General features: G+C 62.0%; 16 protein-coding genes and 1 riboswitch. Of the genes, 6 read left to right on the top strand and 10 right to left on the bottom strand.

Going from position 1 to position 17,316, the window contains the following annotated elements; all coding sequences use genetic code 11:
* The first annotated feature begins 36 nt into the window (after positions 1–36).
* Positions 37–990, top strand: a complete 954-nt coding sequence (locus tag MPZ60_RS17200; protein WP_034359303.1) for a LysR family transcriptional regulator — start codon at positions 37–39, stop codon at positions 988–990.
* Here MPZ60_RS17200 and MPZ60_RS17195 read toward each other — a convergent pair.
* Positions 977–1,492: a DUF2069 domain-containing protein gene (locus MPZ60_RS17195; protein WP_003063757.1), complete on the bottom strand. Its 516-nt coding sequence runs from the start codon at positions 1,490–1,492 to the stop codon at positions 977–979. The two genes, MPZ60_RS17200 and MPZ60_RS17195, sit on opposite strands and share 14 nt — an antisense overlap.
* Positions 1,493–2,034: 542 nt before the next feature.
* Between MPZ60_RS17195 and MPZ60_RS17190 the strand changes: the two genes are divergently transcribed.
* Positions 2,035–3,318 (top strand): YhjD/YihY/BrkB family envelope integrity protein, encoded by a 1,284-nt coding sequence (locus tag MPZ60_RS17190; RefSeq protein ID WP_241781209.1) that lies wholly within the window; start codon positions 2,035–2,037, stop codon positions 3,316–3,318.
* A gap of 102 nt (positions 3,319–3,420) precedes the next feature.
* On the opposite strand, the gene MPZ60_RS17185 is transcribed toward MPZ60_RS17190, so the two are convergent.
* Positions 3,421–3,777: a DUF962 domain-containing protein gene (locus MPZ60_RS17185; RefSeq protein ID WP_003063755.1), complete on the bottom strand. Its 357-nt coding sequence runs from the start codon at positions 3,775–3,777 to the stop codon at positions 3,421–3,423.
* 252 nt (positions 3,778–4,029) lie between these two features.
* Here MPZ60_RS17185 and MPZ60_RS17180 point away from each other — a divergent pair, with 252 nt between their 5' ends.
* The gene (locus tag MPZ60_RS17180; RefSeq protein WP_034359299.1) at positions 4,030–4,842 is read left to right on the top strand and encodes an alpha/beta fold hydrolase; all 813 of its coding nucleotides are present in this window, start codon (positions 4,030–4,032) and stop codon (positions 4,840–4,842) included.
* Here the strand turns inward: MPZ60_RS17180 and MPZ60_RS17175 are convergent.
* The 4 genes from MPZ60_RS17175 to MPZ60_RS17160 are packed head-to-tail and all read right to left on the bottom strand — an operon-like array spanning position 4,828 to position 9,384.
* A complete protein-coding gene (locus MPZ60_RS17175; protein WP_034359298.1) occupies positions 4,828–5,715 on the bottom strand; it encodes a PoNe immunity protein domain-containing protein in 888 nt (295 codons plus the stop codon). The genes MPZ60_RS17180 and MPZ60_RS17175 overlap by 15 nt on opposite strands.
* Positions 5,716–5,732: 17 nt before the next feature.
* Entirely contained in the window at positions 5,733–6,542 is an 810-nt protein-coding gene (locus tag MPZ60_RS17170) for an alpha/beta fold hydrolase (RefSeq protein WP_034359296.1), read from the bottom strand.
* Positions 6,543–6,570: 28 nt separating this feature from the next.
* The gene (locus MPZ60_RS17165) at positions 6,571–8,070 is read right to left on the bottom strand and encodes a DUF4303 domain-containing protein (protein WP_034359295.1); all 1,500 of its coding nucleotides are present in this window, start codon (positions 8,068–8,070) and stop codon (positions 6,571–6,573) included.
* Positions 8,071–8,085: 15 nt separating this feature from the next.
* Positions 8,086–9,384, bottom strand: a complete 1,299-nt coding sequence (locus tag MPZ60_RS17160) for an O-acetylhomoserine aminocarboxypropyltransferase (RefSeq protein WP_034359293.1) — start codon at positions 9,382–9,384, stop codon at positions 8,086–8,088.
* A 254-nt stretch (positions 9,385–9,638) separates the two neighbouring features.
* Between MPZ60_RS17160 and MPZ60_RS17155 the strand changes: the two genes are divergently transcribed.
* The gene (locus MPZ60_RS17155) at positions 9,639–10,091 is read left to right on the top strand and encodes a CBS domain-containing protein (protein WP_003053381.1); all 453 of its coding nucleotides are present in this window, start codon (positions 9,639–9,641) and stop codon (positions 10,089–10,091) included.
* An 81-nt stretch (positions 10,092–10,172) separates the two neighbouring features.
* Here MPZ60_RS17155 and MPZ60_RS17150 read toward each other — a convergent pair whose 3' ends face one another.
* Positions 10,173–10,439: a hypothetical protein gene (locus MPZ60_RS17150; protein WP_003063747.1), complete on the bottom strand. Its 267-nt coding sequence runs from the start codon at positions 10,437–10,439 to the stop codon at positions 10,173–10,175.
* Positions 10,440–10,506: 67 nt separating this feature from the next.
* On the opposite strand from MPZ60_RS17150, the gene aroC reads away from it, so the two are divergent.
* The gene (gene aroC / locus MPZ60_RS17145; RefSeq protein WP_019043197.1) at positions 10,507–11,604 is read left to right on the top strand and encodes a chorismate synthase; all 1,098 of its coding nucleotides are present in this window, start codon (positions 10,507–10,509) and stop codon (positions 11,602–11,604) included.
* 50 nt (positions 11,605–11,654) lie between these two features.
* A complete protein-coding gene (locus MPZ60_RS17140) occupies positions 11,655–13,490 on the top strand; it encodes a bifunctional UDP-sugar hydrolase/5'-nucleotidase (RefSeq protein ID WP_034359290.1) in 1,836 nt (611 codons plus the stop codon).
* Positions 13,491–13,634: 144 nt separating this feature from the next.
* Here the strand turns inward: MPZ60_RS17140 and nrdR are convergent, their stop codons facing one another.
* The 3 genes from nrdR to MPZ60_RS17125 all read right to left on the bottom strand — a co-directional run bounded on the left by nrdR (position 13,635) and on the right by MPZ60_RS17125 (position 16,518).
* A complete protein-coding gene (gene nrdR / locus MPZ60_RS17135) occupies positions 13,635–14,111 on the bottom strand; it encodes a transcriptional regulator NrdR (protein WP_003053388.1) in 477 nt (158 codons plus the stop codon).
* Positions 14,112–14,132: 21 nt separating this feature from the next.
* Positions 14,133–15,380, bottom strand: coding sequence for a serine hydroxymethyltransferase (gene glyA, locus MPZ60_RS17130; RefSeq protein ID WP_003053390.1), 1,248 nt, complete (start codon positions 15,378–15,380; stop codon positions 14,133–14,135).
* Between the two features lie 35 nt (positions 15,381–15,415).
* A riboswitch (ZMP/ZTP riboswitch) is annotated at positions 15,416–15,570 on the bottom strand.
* Between the two features lie 114 nt (positions 15,571–15,684).
* Positions 15,685–16,518, bottom strand: a complete 834-nt coding sequence (locus tag MPZ60_RS17125) for a lytic transglycosylase domain-containing protein (RefSeq protein ID WP_034359288.1) — start codon at positions 16,516–16,518, stop codon at positions 15,685–15,687.
* Positions 16,519–17,316 lie beyond the last annotated feature (798 nt).

Raw genomic sequence — 17,316 nt, 5'->3', positions numbered from 1 at the left:
GCAGACTACGGGACAATCGAAATAAATTGCTTGGTTATGCCAGTTTTTCCGAATAATGTCAGCCTGCGCCAATTGCGTGCCTTTGACGAGGTGGCGCGCCAGGGCGCGTTTGCCCCCGCGGCACGCGAGCTGTGCCTGACGCAGTCGGCCCTGTCCGAATCCATTCGCCAGCTGGAAGAGGCCCTGGGCCTGCGGCTGTTTGACCGCACCACGCGAACCGTGGGGCTGACGGCTGCCGGCCAGGCCTTTTTGCTCGATGTGCGCCAGGCCTTCGAGACCCTGGAGCAGGGATTTCAGAACCTTGGCGATCTGGCCGCACTGCGCCGCGGCAAGGTGCGCATTGCTGCCGCTCCGTCGGTGCTGGCAGTGTTGCTGCTGCCGGTGCTGCCGGCCTTGCGGGCCAGGCATCCGGGCATCGAGGTGGATCTGATCGAGGACAGCGCCGAAGGCATCGCCCAGCGTGTGCAGGCCGGCAGTGTGGATTTCGGCGTGGGAGCGGCACACCCGGCTGGCGGCGATTTGCTGACCCAGCCGCTGATCAGCGATGCCATGGGGCTGGTGGCCAGGCTCGATGAGCCTTTGCTGCAGGCGGGGCGACTGACGGCGGCCGATCTGGCCCAGCTGCCCCATCTGGCTTTTGTGGGGCTGACCACCGATACCGCCATCAGCCAGTTGCTGGCTTCGGCACCGGGCATGCCGCAGAACCTGCTGCAGACACCGCTGCGCCTGTCTAATCCGCAATTGCTGTTCGAGGCCGTGAGCCTGGGTCTGGGCGTCAGCATCGTTCCGGCGCTGACGGCGCGCCACCCTTCGCTGGGCCTGCAGGGCGATCTGGGCTTTCGCCTGCTGGACGAGCCGCGCATTCTGCGCCGCACGCTGCTGATTCAGCGCCCGCGCCGTGCGCTGTCACCGGCCGCGCAGCTGCTTTTCGATGCGTTGGCGGCGCAGGTGCGGACGCTGGCGCAGTTCGAAGGCATTACGCCTGATTGAGCCGGGCCGCCTTGACGGCACGCTGGCGCAGGCGCACATGGGCTGCGCAGGCGATGAAGAGCAGCACGCACAGCGCCACCTCTGCCAGCGCCAGCCAGCGGCTGGGTGCGGCATCGCTCCATGCCCGCACCACGCCTTCGGTGAAGTACAGCCACACCAGCAGGCTGAGCCAGCGATAGGTGTACATGCGGCGCTTGAGCAGGCCGATCACGGCGAACGCCAGCGGCAGGGCTTTGAGAAACAGCCAGGTGCCGCCTTCGCGCAGCGGTGCCAGCCACAACTCCCAGGCCACGCACAGCAGCATCAGTGCCAGCAGGCTGCCCACGGCCAGCCAGCGCGTGGCGGCCACATCGGAGCCGGGCTGCTGGATTGGTGAAGAAGTGTTTTCGGCGGCTTGGGGCGAGAGGGCGTCGGTCATAGCAGTGGCATCATATCGGTCATGCCAGCTCTGTTTGAATCCGGTCGTTTTGTTTTGCGTTCTGCGCTTGATGTTGCGCAGCACCCGTCCTCCTTTTGCGTTCGTGAAGGAGTGCCGTCATGAAGAAAAACGAGCGTGCCGGCTTTTGGGCTGCGTTGGAAGGCAAGGCGCAGCAAGCCAGGCCGGTGACGGAAGATCGGGACCGTGTGGTATCGCCGGCGTCGACAGCCGCAACTGCTGCCGCGAACGTTGCCGCCGAGCCCAGACAGGTAGAGCAGCGCCAGGAACCCAGCCTCGATGGTCCGGGCCTACCGCTGGAGCCAGTGTTCGAACCCTTGCCCGATCTTGGCAACGATCTGGCTCGGCACGAACCCGTGCCAGCTCCTGCCGCGACGCCTGCGGCGGCATTCAGCACGGCAGCTCAGGGCTGGACCAGCTATTCCACGCCGAATACGACGCCAGCTCAGGAACAGAAAGCGGTGCATGCTTGCGTTTCAGGAGTGACCGACAGTCCTGACGACAGCTCGCAGCGCGTTGCCGAGAGCCCGCGCAGCAGCAGACTCGACAAGGCCAGGGCGCTGGCGGCTAGCTGCAAGGATCTGGCCGGGCGTATCCCCAAGCCCCAGATGCCCAGCCAGCAGGAGCTCAGGACTGAGCTGCGCCGCAGAAGCCGCCGTGCGCAGCAGCGCCTGCGTACCTTCCCCTGGCACAACACGGCCCAGGTGCTGCTGGCACGCTTCAAGGAAGACCGCCTGGGCGTGACGGCCAGCAGTCTTACTTTCACATCGCTGCTGGCGCTGGTGCCATTTTTTACCGTGGCGCTGGCCTTGTTCACGGCCTTCCCGATCTTTGGCAAGGCGCAGAAGGTGCTGGAGCGCTGGCTGATGGACAGCCTGATTCCCGAGACCATTGCGCGCCAGGTGCTGGGCTATCTCACGCAGTTTGCCTCCAAGGCCAGCCAACTGGGCCTGGTCGGCTTTTCCATACTGATGGTCACGGCGATTGCGCTGATCCTGACCATAGACCGCACGCTCAACAACATCTGGCGCGTGCGCCAGCTCAGGCCGCTGGGCCAGCGCGTGTTGATCTACTGGGCCGCCATCACGCTGGGGCCGCTGCTGCTGGGCCTGAGCCTGGTGCTGTCGTCCTATGTGATGTCGGCCTCCAAGGGCATGGTCAATGCGCTGCCCGGCAGCCTGCGCTTTGTCTTTGATTCCATAGAGTTCGTGGTGCTGGCCGCCGGCATGGCCGGGCTCTACCACTATGTGCCCAACACGCCGGTGCGCTGGCGCCATGCCTTGGTGGGGGGCGTGTTTGTGGCTGTGTTCATGGAAGTGGCCAAGAAGGTGCTGGGCCTGTATCTGTCGTCCGTGCCGACCTACTCGGTGATCTACGGCGCGTTTGCCACGCTGCCCATCTTGCTGATCTGGATGTATGTGGCCTGGAGCATTGTGCTGCTGGGGGCTCTGGTCACGGCCTATCTGCCCACGGTGCTTGCCGGGGTGGAACGGCTGACAGGACATCGGGGCTGGCAGTTCGAGCTGGCCGTCGAGGTACTGCAATGCCTGGCCAAGGAGCGCGAGCTGCCGCACAAGGGCCTGTATGTGCACCAGCTTTCGCGGCGCCTGCGCGTGGAAGCCTCTCAGATTCAACCCGTGCTGCAGGCGCTGGCCAAGCTGGACTGGGTCGGGGCCGTGCAGCCGCCCGATGCCTATGTGTCGCTTGAGAGCACCGAGCCGCGCTATGTGCTGCTGGTCGATCCGCATGCCACGCGGGTCGAGCCCCTGGTGCAGAGCCTGTTGCTCGAGCCCTCAGAGGCCGTGCGGCCGCTGTGGCAGCGTGCCCAGCTCGATTCCATGACCATGGCCGAGCTGATTGCCGCGCCTGTAGGCAATATTCATAGAATTTGATGGCTGTGGGCGGATATCTATGAATATCTGCGCTCAAGATCGGGCCGCCGATTCGCTGCCTGCAAAGCAGGCCAGCGGGCGCGCTTCAGAGGGGGAGTGGCACTACATCTTGATGCGGCCCAGCAAGATGTCGCGCCACATCATCCAGTCGCCGAGAAAGCTGTAGAGCGGACGCTTGAAGCTGGCTGGCTTGTTTTTCTCAAAGCCGAAATGCCCCACCCAGGCAAAGGCATAGCCGCAGATCAGGCCTGCGAGCAAATACCACCAGTCGCCCGTCAAAAACAGCGCCAGCAGGAACACCAGCGACAGGCTGGTGCCGATGAAGTGCAGCCGTCTGCAGGTGGCGTTGCTGTGCTCGCCCAGGTAGAAGGGGTAGAACTCGGCAAAGCTCTTGAACTGGCGCGGGTCCACACTGGCTTTGACAGCGTCGTCCGGTTCTGAGGTCGTGGTCTGTGACATGGCGAACCCCGGTGAAGTTGATGCTGTTTTTATACTGCCGACAGCAAGGCCAGGCCAGCGGGTTAGCGAGTGCTGGCAATTTGCTGCCGGAGGTCTTCGTCACCTGAACGACAGGCTATATACGGTAAGACTGCGCAAAATCGGCCAGATTCGTCATCTTTGCGGCCACTCCAGCTTCTGGCTAAGCTGCCATGAGCGTTCTCTTGCTAAGGTGACCGTGCACCTCATCGCCATTCAACCCAGACCCTGCCCATGTTTGACGACACCATGCCGCCCGTTGTGATCAGCTCCAGTGAAACCCGTGTTCAGGCGCCCGACGGGCAGCTCCATGTCAAACGCTGGCAAGCGCAGGGCGGGGCGGCCAAGGCGCCGCTGGTGCTGATGCACGACTCTCTGGGCAGCGTGGATCTGTGGCGCGAATTTCCCGCGCAGCTGGCCGCGGCCACCGGGCGTGAAGTCATTGCCTATGACCGCCTGGGCTTCGGTCATTCGGACCCCAATCCGCATCGGCTTCAACCCAGTTTTGTGGAAAGCGAGGTCGAGGCCGGCTTCACGCCGCTTCATCAGGCGCTGGGCCTGGGCGATTTCGTGATGCTGGGACACAGCGTGGGCGGCGGCATGGCGGCCATGGTGGCAGCTGCGTATGGACGGCAATGCCAGGCGTTGATTACCGAATCGGCCCAGAGCTTTGTCGAAGACCGCACCTTGCAGGGCATCAGGGCGGCGCGCGACAACTTTGCCCAGCCCGGCCAACTGGAGCGGCTTGCCCGCTACCATGGCGACAAGGCGGCCTGGGTGCTGTCAGCCTGGGTGGACACCTGGCTGAGCCCACCTTTCGCGCATTACCGGCTGGATGCGGCCTTGAAAAAGGTGCATTGCCCGGTGCTGGCGATCCACGGCGAGCTTGATGAATTCGGCTCCCTCGTGCATCCGGAGAACATCTGCACCTGGGCGCAGGGCCCTTGCGAAGCGGAAATCATTGCCGGCGGCGGCCATGTGCCGCACCGCGAGCTGCCTGATCGCATCAGCAGCCGCATCGCCGGTTTTCTGTCAAGAATCGCCTGACTCTGTTTGAGCCAGGCGCCCGCGGGCGTAGTCGACCAGATCGGCCGGGTAGTGCGGGCTGCTGCGCAAAGCGCTGTCATCCCAGCCATAGAGCACGGCCAAGGCGGCCACCTCCAGTGCCCAGTAGCCCGTGCCCAGCCACGGACTGCCTTTCTTCTGCTGCTTGGGCGAGAGCTTGAGAAACTCCTGGTACTGGGTTTGCAGGTAGGGCAGCAGCGGGTCAGGCAGGGCTTCGAGCTGTTCAAAAAAAGGCTTCATGGCGCCGTAAGGGCGTTTGTGGAAAAGCTCCTCGCTGACCTGCTGCAACTGCAGACCGCCTGCGCACAGATAATCCAGCAGCTGGTCCGTATCGAAGGCCAGCACATGCTCATCAATCGCCGGTACGTCATCCTGTGCATCCAGCAGTGTGGCCAGCGACAGCAGGGTCACGGCAACAGCGTAGTCGTCAGCGCGTGTGTTGATGGGCGCACCTACGCCATAGTCCTCGCCAGTCTCCTGCGCCATGCTGGCGCGCGCATGCTCGGCCACCGAGGCGGCATCAATCCACAGCGCGGTCACTTCCTGGTAGATGGGGCGCAGCACATCGCCGTTCAGGCCCAGATCGATACCATAGATCAGCAGCCAGCGCGCCTGCTCGCCCGCTTCCTTCCATTTCCAGTAGTTCTCCAGCGCGGCATGTGCCTGGAAATCCTGGTGAGCTTTATAGCTATCGCTGTTGGCAAAGCGCTTGAGCGCGCTCAGTGCTTCCTTCCAGTCGGCTTTTTTATCGCTCAGATTGAGATTGCGCCGGGGCTGCAAACCGGTCAGTGAAATCTTGGCCCATTCGGCGCAGGCGGCAGCCAGTTGGCCGTGGTGCTGGAAGGTTTGGCTCATGGCCCAAGCTTAATGGCTCATGCAGCCAGAAAATCCCGAATCGCAAACAGCGTCGCGTCGGGCGACTCCGTCATCTGGTTGTGGCCGTTGGGAATGATCTGCACGCTCACCGTTTTGCCCGCGCCTTTGGCGGCTTCTATCAAGCCTTTTGCAGCCTTGGGTGGTGTCATCTGGTCTTGCTCGCCCAGCAAAAACAGAAGCGGGCAGCTGACCTGCGTCATGGCCGCTTCGCCGCCCGCATAGCTGTCACAGGCCTTGAAGCCTGCATGCAGCAGATTCGTGTGAGCGTTGCTGGCCAGCACGCGGCGGCCCAGGGCCACGCCGGCGTCAAACACCCAGCTGCCTGCGCCATTGGGCGGTGCCAGCGTGGCGCGCGAGAAGGTGTTGACCATCTGGATAGCTTTCTCGGGCGTATTCAGGGCCGACTCCAGCAGCGCGGGCGAGACCTTCATGGGAAAGGCCGTGCCCACCAGCACCAGATGGCTGATGCGGTTATTTAGCCTGGCCGCGGTCTCCATGGCAATCAGGCTGCCCCAGCTATGGCCGATCAGCGCAGCTTGCTGCAGGTTTGCCGCATCCATCAGCGCGCCTATGAAGCCTGCAGCCTCCTCGACGGATTCCGGTGCTTGGCCGCCGCTTTTGCAATGGCCAGGCAAATCGATGGCCAGCACGTTCCAGCCGTGATTGGCCATGTAGCGGCTTTGCAGCGCCCAGACACTGTGATCGCAGAGCACGCCGTGGATGAAAATGGCCGTGGGCTTGGCCGCGTCGAAAGCCTTGCCGCCGGTGTAGGCGTAGATGTCTGCGCCTTGCACATTGATTTGCATGTTTGTCTCCGGTTCTGTTCTTTGTGATTCAGCAGTGTTCATTCAGCCATTGCTGAGCCAGCTCGCGTATGTCGTCGCTGGCATCGTGTTCAGCGGCATGCTCAATCGTGGCGCGCTGCGCTGCGCTGGCTTTTTTCCAATACCGCAGGCCCAGCATGGCCTGATAACGTACGCCTTCGTTGCGGTCGTGACTCAGGGCTTGTGCCAGTACAGGAGTGATGCGCCTGCCCGCGGCGGCCCCAAGGCTTCGCTCTCCCATGATGCATGCCGCATGAACGCGCACCAGAGCGTGAACGGACTGCAGAGCGAGCAGGGCTTGCTCCAAATCCTCAACCCGAAGGCTGCAATAACCGGTTCCGGGTGATAGCTCTTCATTCAGCGCCCGGGTCAAGGCCGGATGCTTGAGGTCGAGTGCCCGCTCCAGTGGCGCATAGTCAAGGTGCAGGGCCGTGGTTCCTGGCTTGCTGTTCCAGGCGCGGTAGGGGTAGGCAATGCCTTGCGCGATTCTGTCCACAGGCACGGCCGTGGTGCCTATTTGCTGCTGCAGCCATTCCTGGTCACCTAGCGACCCCAAGGCACTGGCGCACCAGCCTCGCTCGCTTTCTTCCCGGGTGCTGCGGATGGGGGCCTGAACCTGTTGGCGCAGTGCAGTCAGTACCTGTTCGTCCCGGTAAGCTATCTGGGCCAGCAACATGGCCGCGCGCCACTGTTTGCCAGGCCGATTCAGCATGGGCAGCAGCGCATGGGCCACCTGGCTGTGATTCATGGCAAGCAGCGCAGTCTCGGCCTCTTCCCCCAGCAATTGCGCCTCTTTTGGGCTCAGTCCCAGTTCCGGGCACCCGATACCTTCAAGACAGCTCAGATGGTATTGCAGCTGTTGAGCGGGGGAGAGCGCGGCAACTCTGGCGCGTCTTTGCGCTTGCTGGTCATGGCCGGGAAACAATGCAAGAAAGCGTGCCTCCCCCATGCTCTCGCGTGCCATGGCTTCGCATTCCTGAGTGTCTTCCACATAGATCAGCACCGCAAACTCTGGAGTGAGCTGGCCGGACCAGGGCGATTTTTGGCAGGCTTTGGTCAGTTGCTTGCAGATGCGGATCAGCGCCTTGATCAGCTGCGCCTCGGTACGCAACCAGTGGGCAGGCGTGCTTTTATTGGCCTCGGCCAGCAAGGCTTGTTCCAGTTGCTCCAAATCCTGAGAGTCCGAGGCTGAATCCAGCTCCTCCCATTCCCAATCCGGCGGGTTCCAGCGCAGAGTGCCCAACTGGCCGGTATCCAGGTCGAATTCGGACAAGCGACCCTGCGGCTCGGGGGCATTCACCATTTGTGAATAAGCCTGCTCGCTATTGGCAGACAGCGTGGGCAGGTAAATGGGGCCGTCCTCCTCGCGGTACAGGCCGTTCAGTGCCAGTGCGTAGATGCTTTCTTGAGGGTTCGCGGCCAGGAACGCCTGAGCATCTTGCCAGTAGATGCTGAATAAAGTCTGTTCAAACTGCTTCCAGTCCAGCGATGCAGAAGTTGTGGCAACCATGTTTGTTCAGGTCTCTCAGGCTGCTTTCTCGGCCGCCTTCAGCGCGCGCTTGAGGTCGTCGATCAGGTCGTCGGCGTCTTCCAGGCCGATCGACAGGCGGATCGTTCCCTGGCCTATGCCGGCCTGGGCCAGGGCCTCGTCGCTCATGCGGAAATGCGTGGTGCTGGCAGGGTGGATCACCAGCGAGCGGCAGTCGCCCACATTGGCCAGATGGCTGAAGACCTTCAGCGTTTCGATGAACTTCTTGCCCTGGTTGCGGTTGCCGGCAATGTCAAAGCTGAACACCGAGCCGGCGCCGCGCGGCAGCAGCTTCCTGGCCAGGGCGTGCGAGGCATGGGTCTCCAGCATGGGGTGGCCCACGCGGCTGACCAGCGGGTGGCTGGCGAGGAACTGCACCACTTTTTCGGTGTTGCGCATATGGCGCTCCATGCGCAGCGGCAGAGTCTCTATGCCTTGCAGGATCAGCCAGGCGCTGTGCGGGCTCATGCAGGCGCCGAAGTCACGCAGGCCTTCGCGGCGAGCGCGCAGCAAAAAGGCACCCGTGGTGGACTCCTCGCTGAACACCATGTTGTGAAAGCCGTCATAGGGCTGGGTCAGCTCGGGAAAGCGCCCCGATTTTTCCCAGTCGAAGCTGCCGCCATCGACGACGATGCCGCCGATCACCGTGCCGTGGCCGGACAGGAACTTGGTGGCCGAGTGATAGACGATGTCCGCGCCATGCTCGAAAGGCTTGATCAGCCAGGGCGAGGTCAGCGTCGAGTCCACCAGCAGCGGCACGCCGGCTTCGTGGGCGATCTGGCTGACCGTGGGAATGTCCAGCACATCGAGTCCGGGGTTGCCCACGGTCTCGCCAAAGAACAGCTTGGTGTTGGGGCGCACCGCAGCCTTCCAGCCATCGATGTCGCCTGGCTTGACGAAGGTAGTCTCTATGCCGAAGCGCGCCAGCGTGTAGTGCAGCAGGTTCTGCGAGCCGCCATACAGGGCCGTGCTGGCCACGATATGGCTGCCCGCGCCCATCAGCGTGGCAATCGACAGGTGCAGCGCCGCCTGGCCGCTGGCCACGGCAATCGCGCCCACGCCGCCTTCCAGGGCCGAGACGCGTTGCTCGAGCACTGCATTGGTGGGGTTGGAGATGCGGCTGTAGACGTGGCCGGGGCGCTCCAGATTGAACAGGCTTGCCGCGTGGTCGCTGGATTCGAAGACAAAGGACGTGGTCAGGTGGATGGGTACGGCACGTGCGCCGGTGGCGGGGTCGGGCTGGGCGCCTGCATGCAGGCTCAGGGTGTCAAAGCCGGGGTCAGAGTAGCCGGGCATGTTTTGTCTCCATGGCTGGTTTTGATCGACGCAATGTGTGATCGAGCACGCAATCAAATATCGATTTGGTCGGATAGACGAATGAATATGTGGAAATTCATATGTTTCGTCATTGATTTAGTTTTTCTCAATGCAAGCCATTGTGGGCTATATTTGTGCACGCACCTGCATTCTGTGCAAAGCGATGCCGCATGTGCTGACACATGCAGGACAAAAGCTGCCACAGCGTGCCAAACAGATTTCGGAGAACAGCAATGAAAGTTAGTGACATCCTGCGCGTCAAAGGCAATACCCTGTACACGGTGTCGCCCGACGAAAGCCTGGCCGCGGCGGTGCAGGTGATGTCGGAGAAGGACATTGGCTCGCTGGTCGTGATGGATCACGGCGATGTGGTGGGCATGCTCACCTTCCGCGAAGTGATCCAGGGCTTTGTGAAGACCGGCGGCGTGGAGAACATCTCCGTGCGCGGCGCCATGGACGACGCGCCCATGACCTGCACCATGGAAACCGATATGGACGAGGTGCGCCGCATGATGCTGGACCGCCATGCGCGCTACATGCCCGTGATGGACAAGCGCATGCTGATGGGCGTGATCTCGCTGTACGACGTGGCCAAGGCCGTGGTGGACAGCCAGAACTTCGAGAACCGCATGCTCAAGGCCTATATCCGCGACTGGCCCGAAGGCGAGCGCCAGGGCGCTGAATAAGCCAGCTTTTGCTGCAGACCCCGCCGAGGCGGGGTTTTTCATGTCCAGCCTGATGTGCTCTGCAGGCGACGCAGCGCTGCCTTATGGCTGTCGGTCGGCTGGGCTGTGCGGGCTCTGCAATACAGTTGTTGGCGGCTTTGCCTTGCGCAGACCCTTGAGCAGCAGCCCCACAAAGCACAGCAAGGCGACACCCAGGCCCACCATCATGCCGATCACGGCCTTGCCGTAGCCGCAGGCATACTGGCCCGCGCAGCGCGACGGTGCAAATTCGAAGAACAGCAGACCGCCGACGCCGCCGATCACCACGGACACCAGGGCCGAGGCCAGAATAAACGCAAGTTTGAGCATGGTGAAAAGACTTTAGGCAGGACAGTGTGCAGCCGTCAATCATCACTTCAACGATAATCAGCAGCCTATGAGCGGCAATACCTTCGGCACAATTTTCACGGTCACCAATTTCGGTGAGTCCCACGGCCCGGCCATTGGCTGTGTGATTGACGGCTGCCCTCCGGGCATGGCCTTGAGCGAGGCGGACATCCAGCATGATCTGGATCGACGTCGCCCCGGCACCAGCAAGTTCGTCACGCAGCGCAACGAGCCCGATGCCGTGGAGATTCTCTCCGGCGTCTACGAAGGCAAGACCACGGGTACGCCGATTGCGCTGCTGATCCGCAATACCGACCAGCGTAGCAAGGATTACTCCAATATCGCGCAGAGCTTTCGTCCCGGTCATGCCGACTACGCCTACTTCCAGAAGTACGGTATCCGCGATCCGCGCGGCGGTGGCCGCTCCTCGGCACGCCTGACAGCGCCCACGGTGGCAGCGGGTGCCGTGGCCAAGAAATGGCTCAAGGAAAAGTTCGGCACCGAGTTCCGCGCCTGCATGACCCAGATAGGCGAGCTGTCCATAGGTTTCGAGAGCTGGGAGCATGTGCCGCACAATCCCTTTTTCGCGCCTGTGGCCGATGTGAGCCGCTTCGAGGAATACATGGAGCAGCTGCGCAAGAGCGGCGATTCCTGCGGCGCGGCGCTGCGTGTGAACGCCAGCAATATGCCGGTCGGCCTGGGCCAGCCCCTGTATGACCGCCTGGACGCCGACATCGCCTACGCCATGATGGGTCTGAACGCCGTCAAGGCCGTGGAGATCGGCGCAGGCTTTGACAGCGTGGCCCAGCGTGGCACCACGCATGGCGATTCGCTGAGCCCCGAGGGTTTCCGCAGCAATAACGCGGGCGGCATCGTGGGCGGCATCAGCACCGGCCAGGATCTGGAAGTGCGTATCGGCATCAAGCCCACCAGCTCCATCATCACGCCGCGTGAGTCCATTGATGTGCACGGCCAGAGCACCGAAGTCATCACCAAGGGGCGCCACGACCCCTGCGTGGGTATCCGCGCTGCGCCGATTGCCGAGGCGCTGCTGGCGCTGGTGGTGATGGACCATGCGCTGCGTCACCGTGCGCAGAATGCCGATGTGGATTCTGGCCTGGCTCCGATTCCTGCCTCGGCCAGCTGACATCACCCAGACCTTTTTGTGCGTTAAAACCTCTGACTCAGGAGAGTCTGATGGTTGCAACTGACAAAAAACCGGATCAACGCCAGTCTCGCGCCCTGTCGCCAGGCTGGCGTTGTGCTTTTCGCAAGGTCTCCGCTCCTCTCTGCGCTACGCTGCTCGCATTGGGCTTGAGCGCATGCAGCGGTGGTGTGACAAGGCCTGCCAGCATGGAGATCACCGTGCTGGGCTTCAATGACCTGCACGGCCATCTGGAGCCGCCCAGACTGGCCGTGACGGCCCAGAACGCGCAGGGACAGAACGTTGCCGTGCCCGCCGGCGGCGTGGCCTATATGGCCCGGGCCATCGCCCAGCGTCGCCAGGCCAGCCGCCATGTGGCGCTGGTCACAGCCGGGGACATGATAGGGGCCTCGCCCATGGTCTCTGCACTGTTTCTCGATGAGCCGACGATAGAAGTTCTCAACCTCATGCGGGTGGACTTTGCGGCCACCGGCAATCACGAATACGACCAGGGCGTGGCCGAGCTGCTGCGCATGCAGCATGGGGGCTGCGAGAAGTTCACCAGCAAGCAGCCATGCCAGATCAGCCAGCCCTTCAAGGGAGCGGAGTTCCCGTTTCTCGCGGCCAATACGCTGCGTGAAGACGGCCGGCCGCTGTTTCCTGCGACCGGGCTGAAGTTCTTCGAGCAGGACGGTCTGCGCATAGGCGTGGGCTTCATCGGCATGACACTCAGGAACACGCCGCATATGGTGCGCCCCAGCGGGGTCGAGGGGCTGACGTTTGCCGACGAGGCGCAGACGGCGAATGCGCTGATCCCGCAGCTGAGGGCGCAGGGCGCCGATGTGATCGTGGTGCTGATCCATGAGGGCGGGGCCACCACTTCGGGCCTGCAGGACGATAGCTGCCAAGGGCTGTCTGGCGCCATCGTGCCGATTCTGGAGCAGCTCTCCGGCGAGGTCGATGTGGTGATCTCCGGTCATACCCACCGCTCCTATGTGTGCGATTACGCCAGGGTGAATGCCCGCAAGCCGTTCTTGCTGACCAGCGCGGGTCAGTACGGCACGCTGCTGACCGAAATCCGGCTCACGGTGGATGCGCGCACCGCCCGCGTGAGCCGCAAATCGGCGCACCAGCATATCGTGCAGGGTGAGGCCTATCGCAGCCCTGCCGGTCTGGTGAGCCTGCAGCCCGAATTCCCCGTCTTTGACGCAGATGCCCCTGTTGCTGCATTGGTGGCGCGCTACAAGGCTGCGGCGCGGCCGCTGGCCGAGGCCGTTGCAGGGCAGCTGGCCGGGCCTGTCAGCCGCGTGCCGCAAGCCAATGGCGAAAGCGTGATGGGGCGCATCGTGGCCGACGCCATACTTGCGGCCACGCGCGATGTCGCCGCGGGCGGGGCACAGCTGGCCTTTGTGAACCCCGGCGGTGTGCGCGCCGACCTGCTGCCCGCGGCCGACGGCAGCGTGACTTATGGACAGTTGTTCAGCGTTCAGCCGTTCGGCAATACGCTGATGGTGATGAGTCTGACGGGCGAGCAGATTCGCCAGGCGCTGGAGCAGCAATTCGACAGCGGCAGCAACACCGTGAATGCGCCACGCATCCTGCAGGTCTCCGAGGGCTTCAGCTACCGCTTTGACCGTCGCCTGCCCGCGGGCCGGCGCGTGAGCGAGCTGCGCCTCAACGGCCGGTTGCTCAAGATGTCACAGCGCTACCGCGTGGGACTGCAGAGCTACCTGGGCAGTGGCGGCGACAATTTCAGCATTTTCACGCAAGGCATCGACGTGGTGGGCGGCATGCTGGATCTGGATGCACTGGCGGAGCATGTACACGAACAAAGCCGCAGCGGGCCGATGGCGCTACCTTTGAAGGAGCGTGTTACGCGTGTTCATTAAGGAGATCAGATAAAAACTTGTCTGATTTCCTTTTAGATCAGGCGCTAGATGCTCATTAGTTCATAGCTTATGCCTGCCATCAAGCGCGCAAAACAAAAGCCACCCAAGGGTGGCTTTTGGCATGGCAAGGCACGGCGGTCAGGGCTAGGGCTTTTTGGCGGCCTTGGCCTTGGGGCTGCGAACCTCATCCATGATGTTCTTGAAGTCGTCCACATCCTCGAAGCTGCGGTAGACGCTGGCAAAGCGGATATAGCCGACCTTGTCCAAGCCCTTGAGTTCATCCATCACCAACTCGCCGAGGCGGCTGGAATCGATTTCACGCTGGCCCAGATTGAGCAGCCTGTCCTCAATGCGCTCTATGGCGGCATCTATGAGTTCGGTGCTCACGGGACGCTTGCGCAGCGCGATCTGAAAAGAGCCTTGCAGCTTGGCGCGCTCGTATTCGATACGGCGGCCGTCTCTCTTGACCACGGTGGGAAAGCTGACCTCGGGGCGCTCGTAGGTCGTGAAGCGCTTGTCGCAGCCCCCGCAGCGGCGGCGGCGGCGGATGAAGCCCCCGTCCTCGGACTCGCGGGTCTCAACAACCTGCGTGTCCGGATGGTTGCAGAAGGGGCACTTCATGACAGATCAGCGCAGCTGGAATTACTTGCTGTAGACAGGGAACTTGGCGGTCAGCTCGGCCACCTTGGCGCGCACGGCAGCCAGATTGGCTTCGTCTTCGGGCTTGTCCAGCACATCGGCCACCAGATTGGCGGTGATGCGGGCTTCTTCCTCGCCGAAACCACGGGTGGTCATGGCGGGCGTGCCGATACGGATGCCGCTGGTCACGAAAGGCTTTTCGGGGTCATTGGGGATGGCGTTCTTGTTCACGGTGATGTGAGCCAGACCCAGGGCCGCTTCGGCAGCCTTGCCGGTAATGCCCTTGGCGCGCAGGTCCACCAGCATCACGTGGCTTTCGGTGCGGCCGGAGACGATGCGCAGACCGCGCTCGGTCAGCGTTTCGGCAAACACCTTGGCATTCTTCACGACCTGTTCCTGGTAGGCCTTGAACTCGGGAGTCAGGGCTTCCTTGAATGCCACGGCCTTGCCGGCGATGACATGCATCAGGGGGCCGCCTTGCAGGCCGGGGAAGATGGCGCTGTTGATGGCCTTCTCGTGCTCGGCCTTCATCAGGATCACGCCGCCACGGGGGCCACGCAGGCTCTTGTGGGTGGTGGTGGTGACCACGTCGGCATGGGGCACGGGGTTGGGGTACACGCCTGCGGCAATCAGGCCGGCATAGTGGGCCATGTCCACCCAGAAGATGGCGCCGACTTCCTTGGCGATCTTGGCGAAGCGCTCGAAGTCGATGCGCAGGGCATAGGCGGAAGCGCCAGCCACGATGATGCGGGGCTTGTGCTCGCGGGCCAGCTCTTCGAGCTTGTCGTAGTCGATGGCTTCGTCGGCATTCAGACCGTAGGAGACGGCCTTGAACCATTTGCCGGACATGTTCAGCGCCATGCCGTGGGTCAGGTGACCGCCTTCGGCCAGGCTCATGCCCAGAATGGTGTCGCCTGGCTTGGCGAAAGCCATCAGCACAGCCTGGTTGGCCTGAGAGCCGGAATTGGGCTGCACATTGGCGGCTTCGGCGCCAAAGATCTGCTTGATGCGGTCAATGGCCAGCTGTTCGACCACGTCCACATGCTCGCAGCCACCGTAGTAGCGCTTGCCGGGATAGCCTTCGGCGTACTTGTTGGTCAGCTGGGAGCCCTGGGCTTCCATCACTGCGGGCGAGCAGTAGTTCTCGCTGGCGATCAGCTCGATGTGCTCTTGCTGGCGATGGTTTTCAGCTTCAATAGCTGCAAACAGTTCGGGGTCGACTTTCGCGACGGTATCGGTGCGTTGAAACATGGCAGTCCTGTGAACTTAGAAATTCCCTTGAGGCCAAGGGCTGCCCAGGCGAACGGCTGAAACGCTTGCAGGCTGCAGTCGCTGCGACCCTGGGCGGTACGCTCCCCGGTGGTTCACAGACCTTGCAGTCTGCCGGATTCCACGTCAGCGGCAGAAAATTCTGCGCCTATCGCCAGTTGCGTACACCCGCTAGTGTAGCTGAGCTGGCATGGCTGAAGAACCTATGCCCGTTTTTCCCGCAGGACCTGGCCGGGGCATAAAAAAGCTGGCCGGAGCCAGCTTGAGAAATGCAGGGGTCTGTCGCTTAGAGGTTGGAGTTGGCCAGTGCCACTTGCTGAGCGTGAGAGACCTTGGTGGCTTCGTCGGACTTGGCCGTCATCAGCGGGCTGGCCTGCAGGCCCACGCCCTGGCGCAGACGCTGGTGTTCGGCAAGCACCTTGGCGGCATAGCCGCCGTCCGAAGGAAGATTGGCTGCACCCACGTAATAGCGCAGGCCACCCTCGATGGAGCCGGCGCGGGCAATGCATTCCTTGAGCACCTTGACGCCGACCTTGAGATTGGTCACTGGGTCGAAGGCAGCGTGCTGGCCGCCAAAGCTTTCGTACTTGTCGGTGTGCACGGAAGTCATCACCTGCATCAGGCCCTGGGCACCGACCGAACTTTGGGCAAACGGGTTGAAGCTCGATTCAATGGCCATGATGGCCAGAATCAGCGTCGGGTCCAGCTTGTTGGCTTTGCCCTGGACATAGGCTTCGCTGACCAGGGCGGCAATCGGCTCGGGCGCCACCCGGTATTTTTTGCTGAGCCAATAGGCCACAGCCGCCTGCTCCTTGGGCAGGTTCTTGGGGTTGACGGCCGTGGCGCGGTCGCTGGCGACGACGATGTTGGCGGAAGCAGGGGCTTCCTCCACTTCGGCGGCAGCCACCACGGTGCTGGCGGGCAGGCGTGTGTCGAGCCACTCGCGCAGCTCGGTTGCACCGGCCAGACGCAGGTCCGGACGAGAGATCAGAATCAGGGCCGAAATGGCCACGGCCAAGCCCAGCAGGGCGAAACCGTTGTGAGTAAGAGCAAGAAAACCGTGGGCCGTCTTATGGCCCAACGTTCGCGCAGAGGCGATTAATTTTCCTGACGCTGGCATAGCTTGTCCTTTCTTGGCTATCGCCCGAGGTCGCACCGGATCAATCTCGCGGTACAACCAGGACAACTGGCCGATGAGGTTTGCTGCGGGCCGATTAAAAGCGCCCCTTGGGGCGCCGATCGGTCTGCTCAGTCGTGAGGCAGCGGAAACAAAAAACGCTCATTTCGAGCGCTGGCGGATTCTAGAAGCGCCCTAAATATTCAGTCAACACTAACAAAAATACTTTTTAGATTTTAAAATTATATAAAAACTGTATGAATGTACAGCTTGCTCAAAAAATTACAGCAAAAAATCACGGATTCAAGAGGTGTATACGCTCACATCGTTTTATTTGTCATCAAGGCGAAATAAAGTGCAAAAAGCCTGGTAGCCCTACGCGAGCACAGATATAGTGAATCTGCCTGCACGTTGCAGGTGCTTGCCAAAGGAAAGGAAAAGCAAATTCCGCCGAGGCCTTTGATTCCATGGGCTGTTGGCACTTGCTCTTTATCTTCGCTTGAGGCACAAAAGGGAGCAATCGTTGCTTCCAGCGGCAAGGACCACACCCTCCTTGATCCGCGAAAAACGGCCCGGTCTGGTACCGGCCGTAAAGCCCGGAAGTCGGTTTCGCCATTTCCGGGCTTTGTCATTTCCGGCGTTGTCTTTTCTCTGCAGCGCATTGTTTGCATTTTTCGCGCTCATCTGCCTCTGGTCGGCATTCCTATGGCGCAAACTTCTCCCTGGAAACGCCTCTTGCCTCTATCTATATATAGAGCGCAATCTAGATACACCAGGGTGCGCTCAAGGTACAGTGGTGTT

It is taken from the genome of Comamonas sp. 7D-2 (genome assembly GCF_022749555.1).
Taxonomy (GTDB): Bacteria; Pseudomonadota; Gammaproteobacteria; order Burkholderiales; family Burkholderiaceae_C; genus Comamonas; species Comamonas thiooxydans.
The sequence above is the reverse complement of the archived record's forward strand: the minus strand, read 5'-3'. Positions and strand labels throughout refer to the sequence as shown.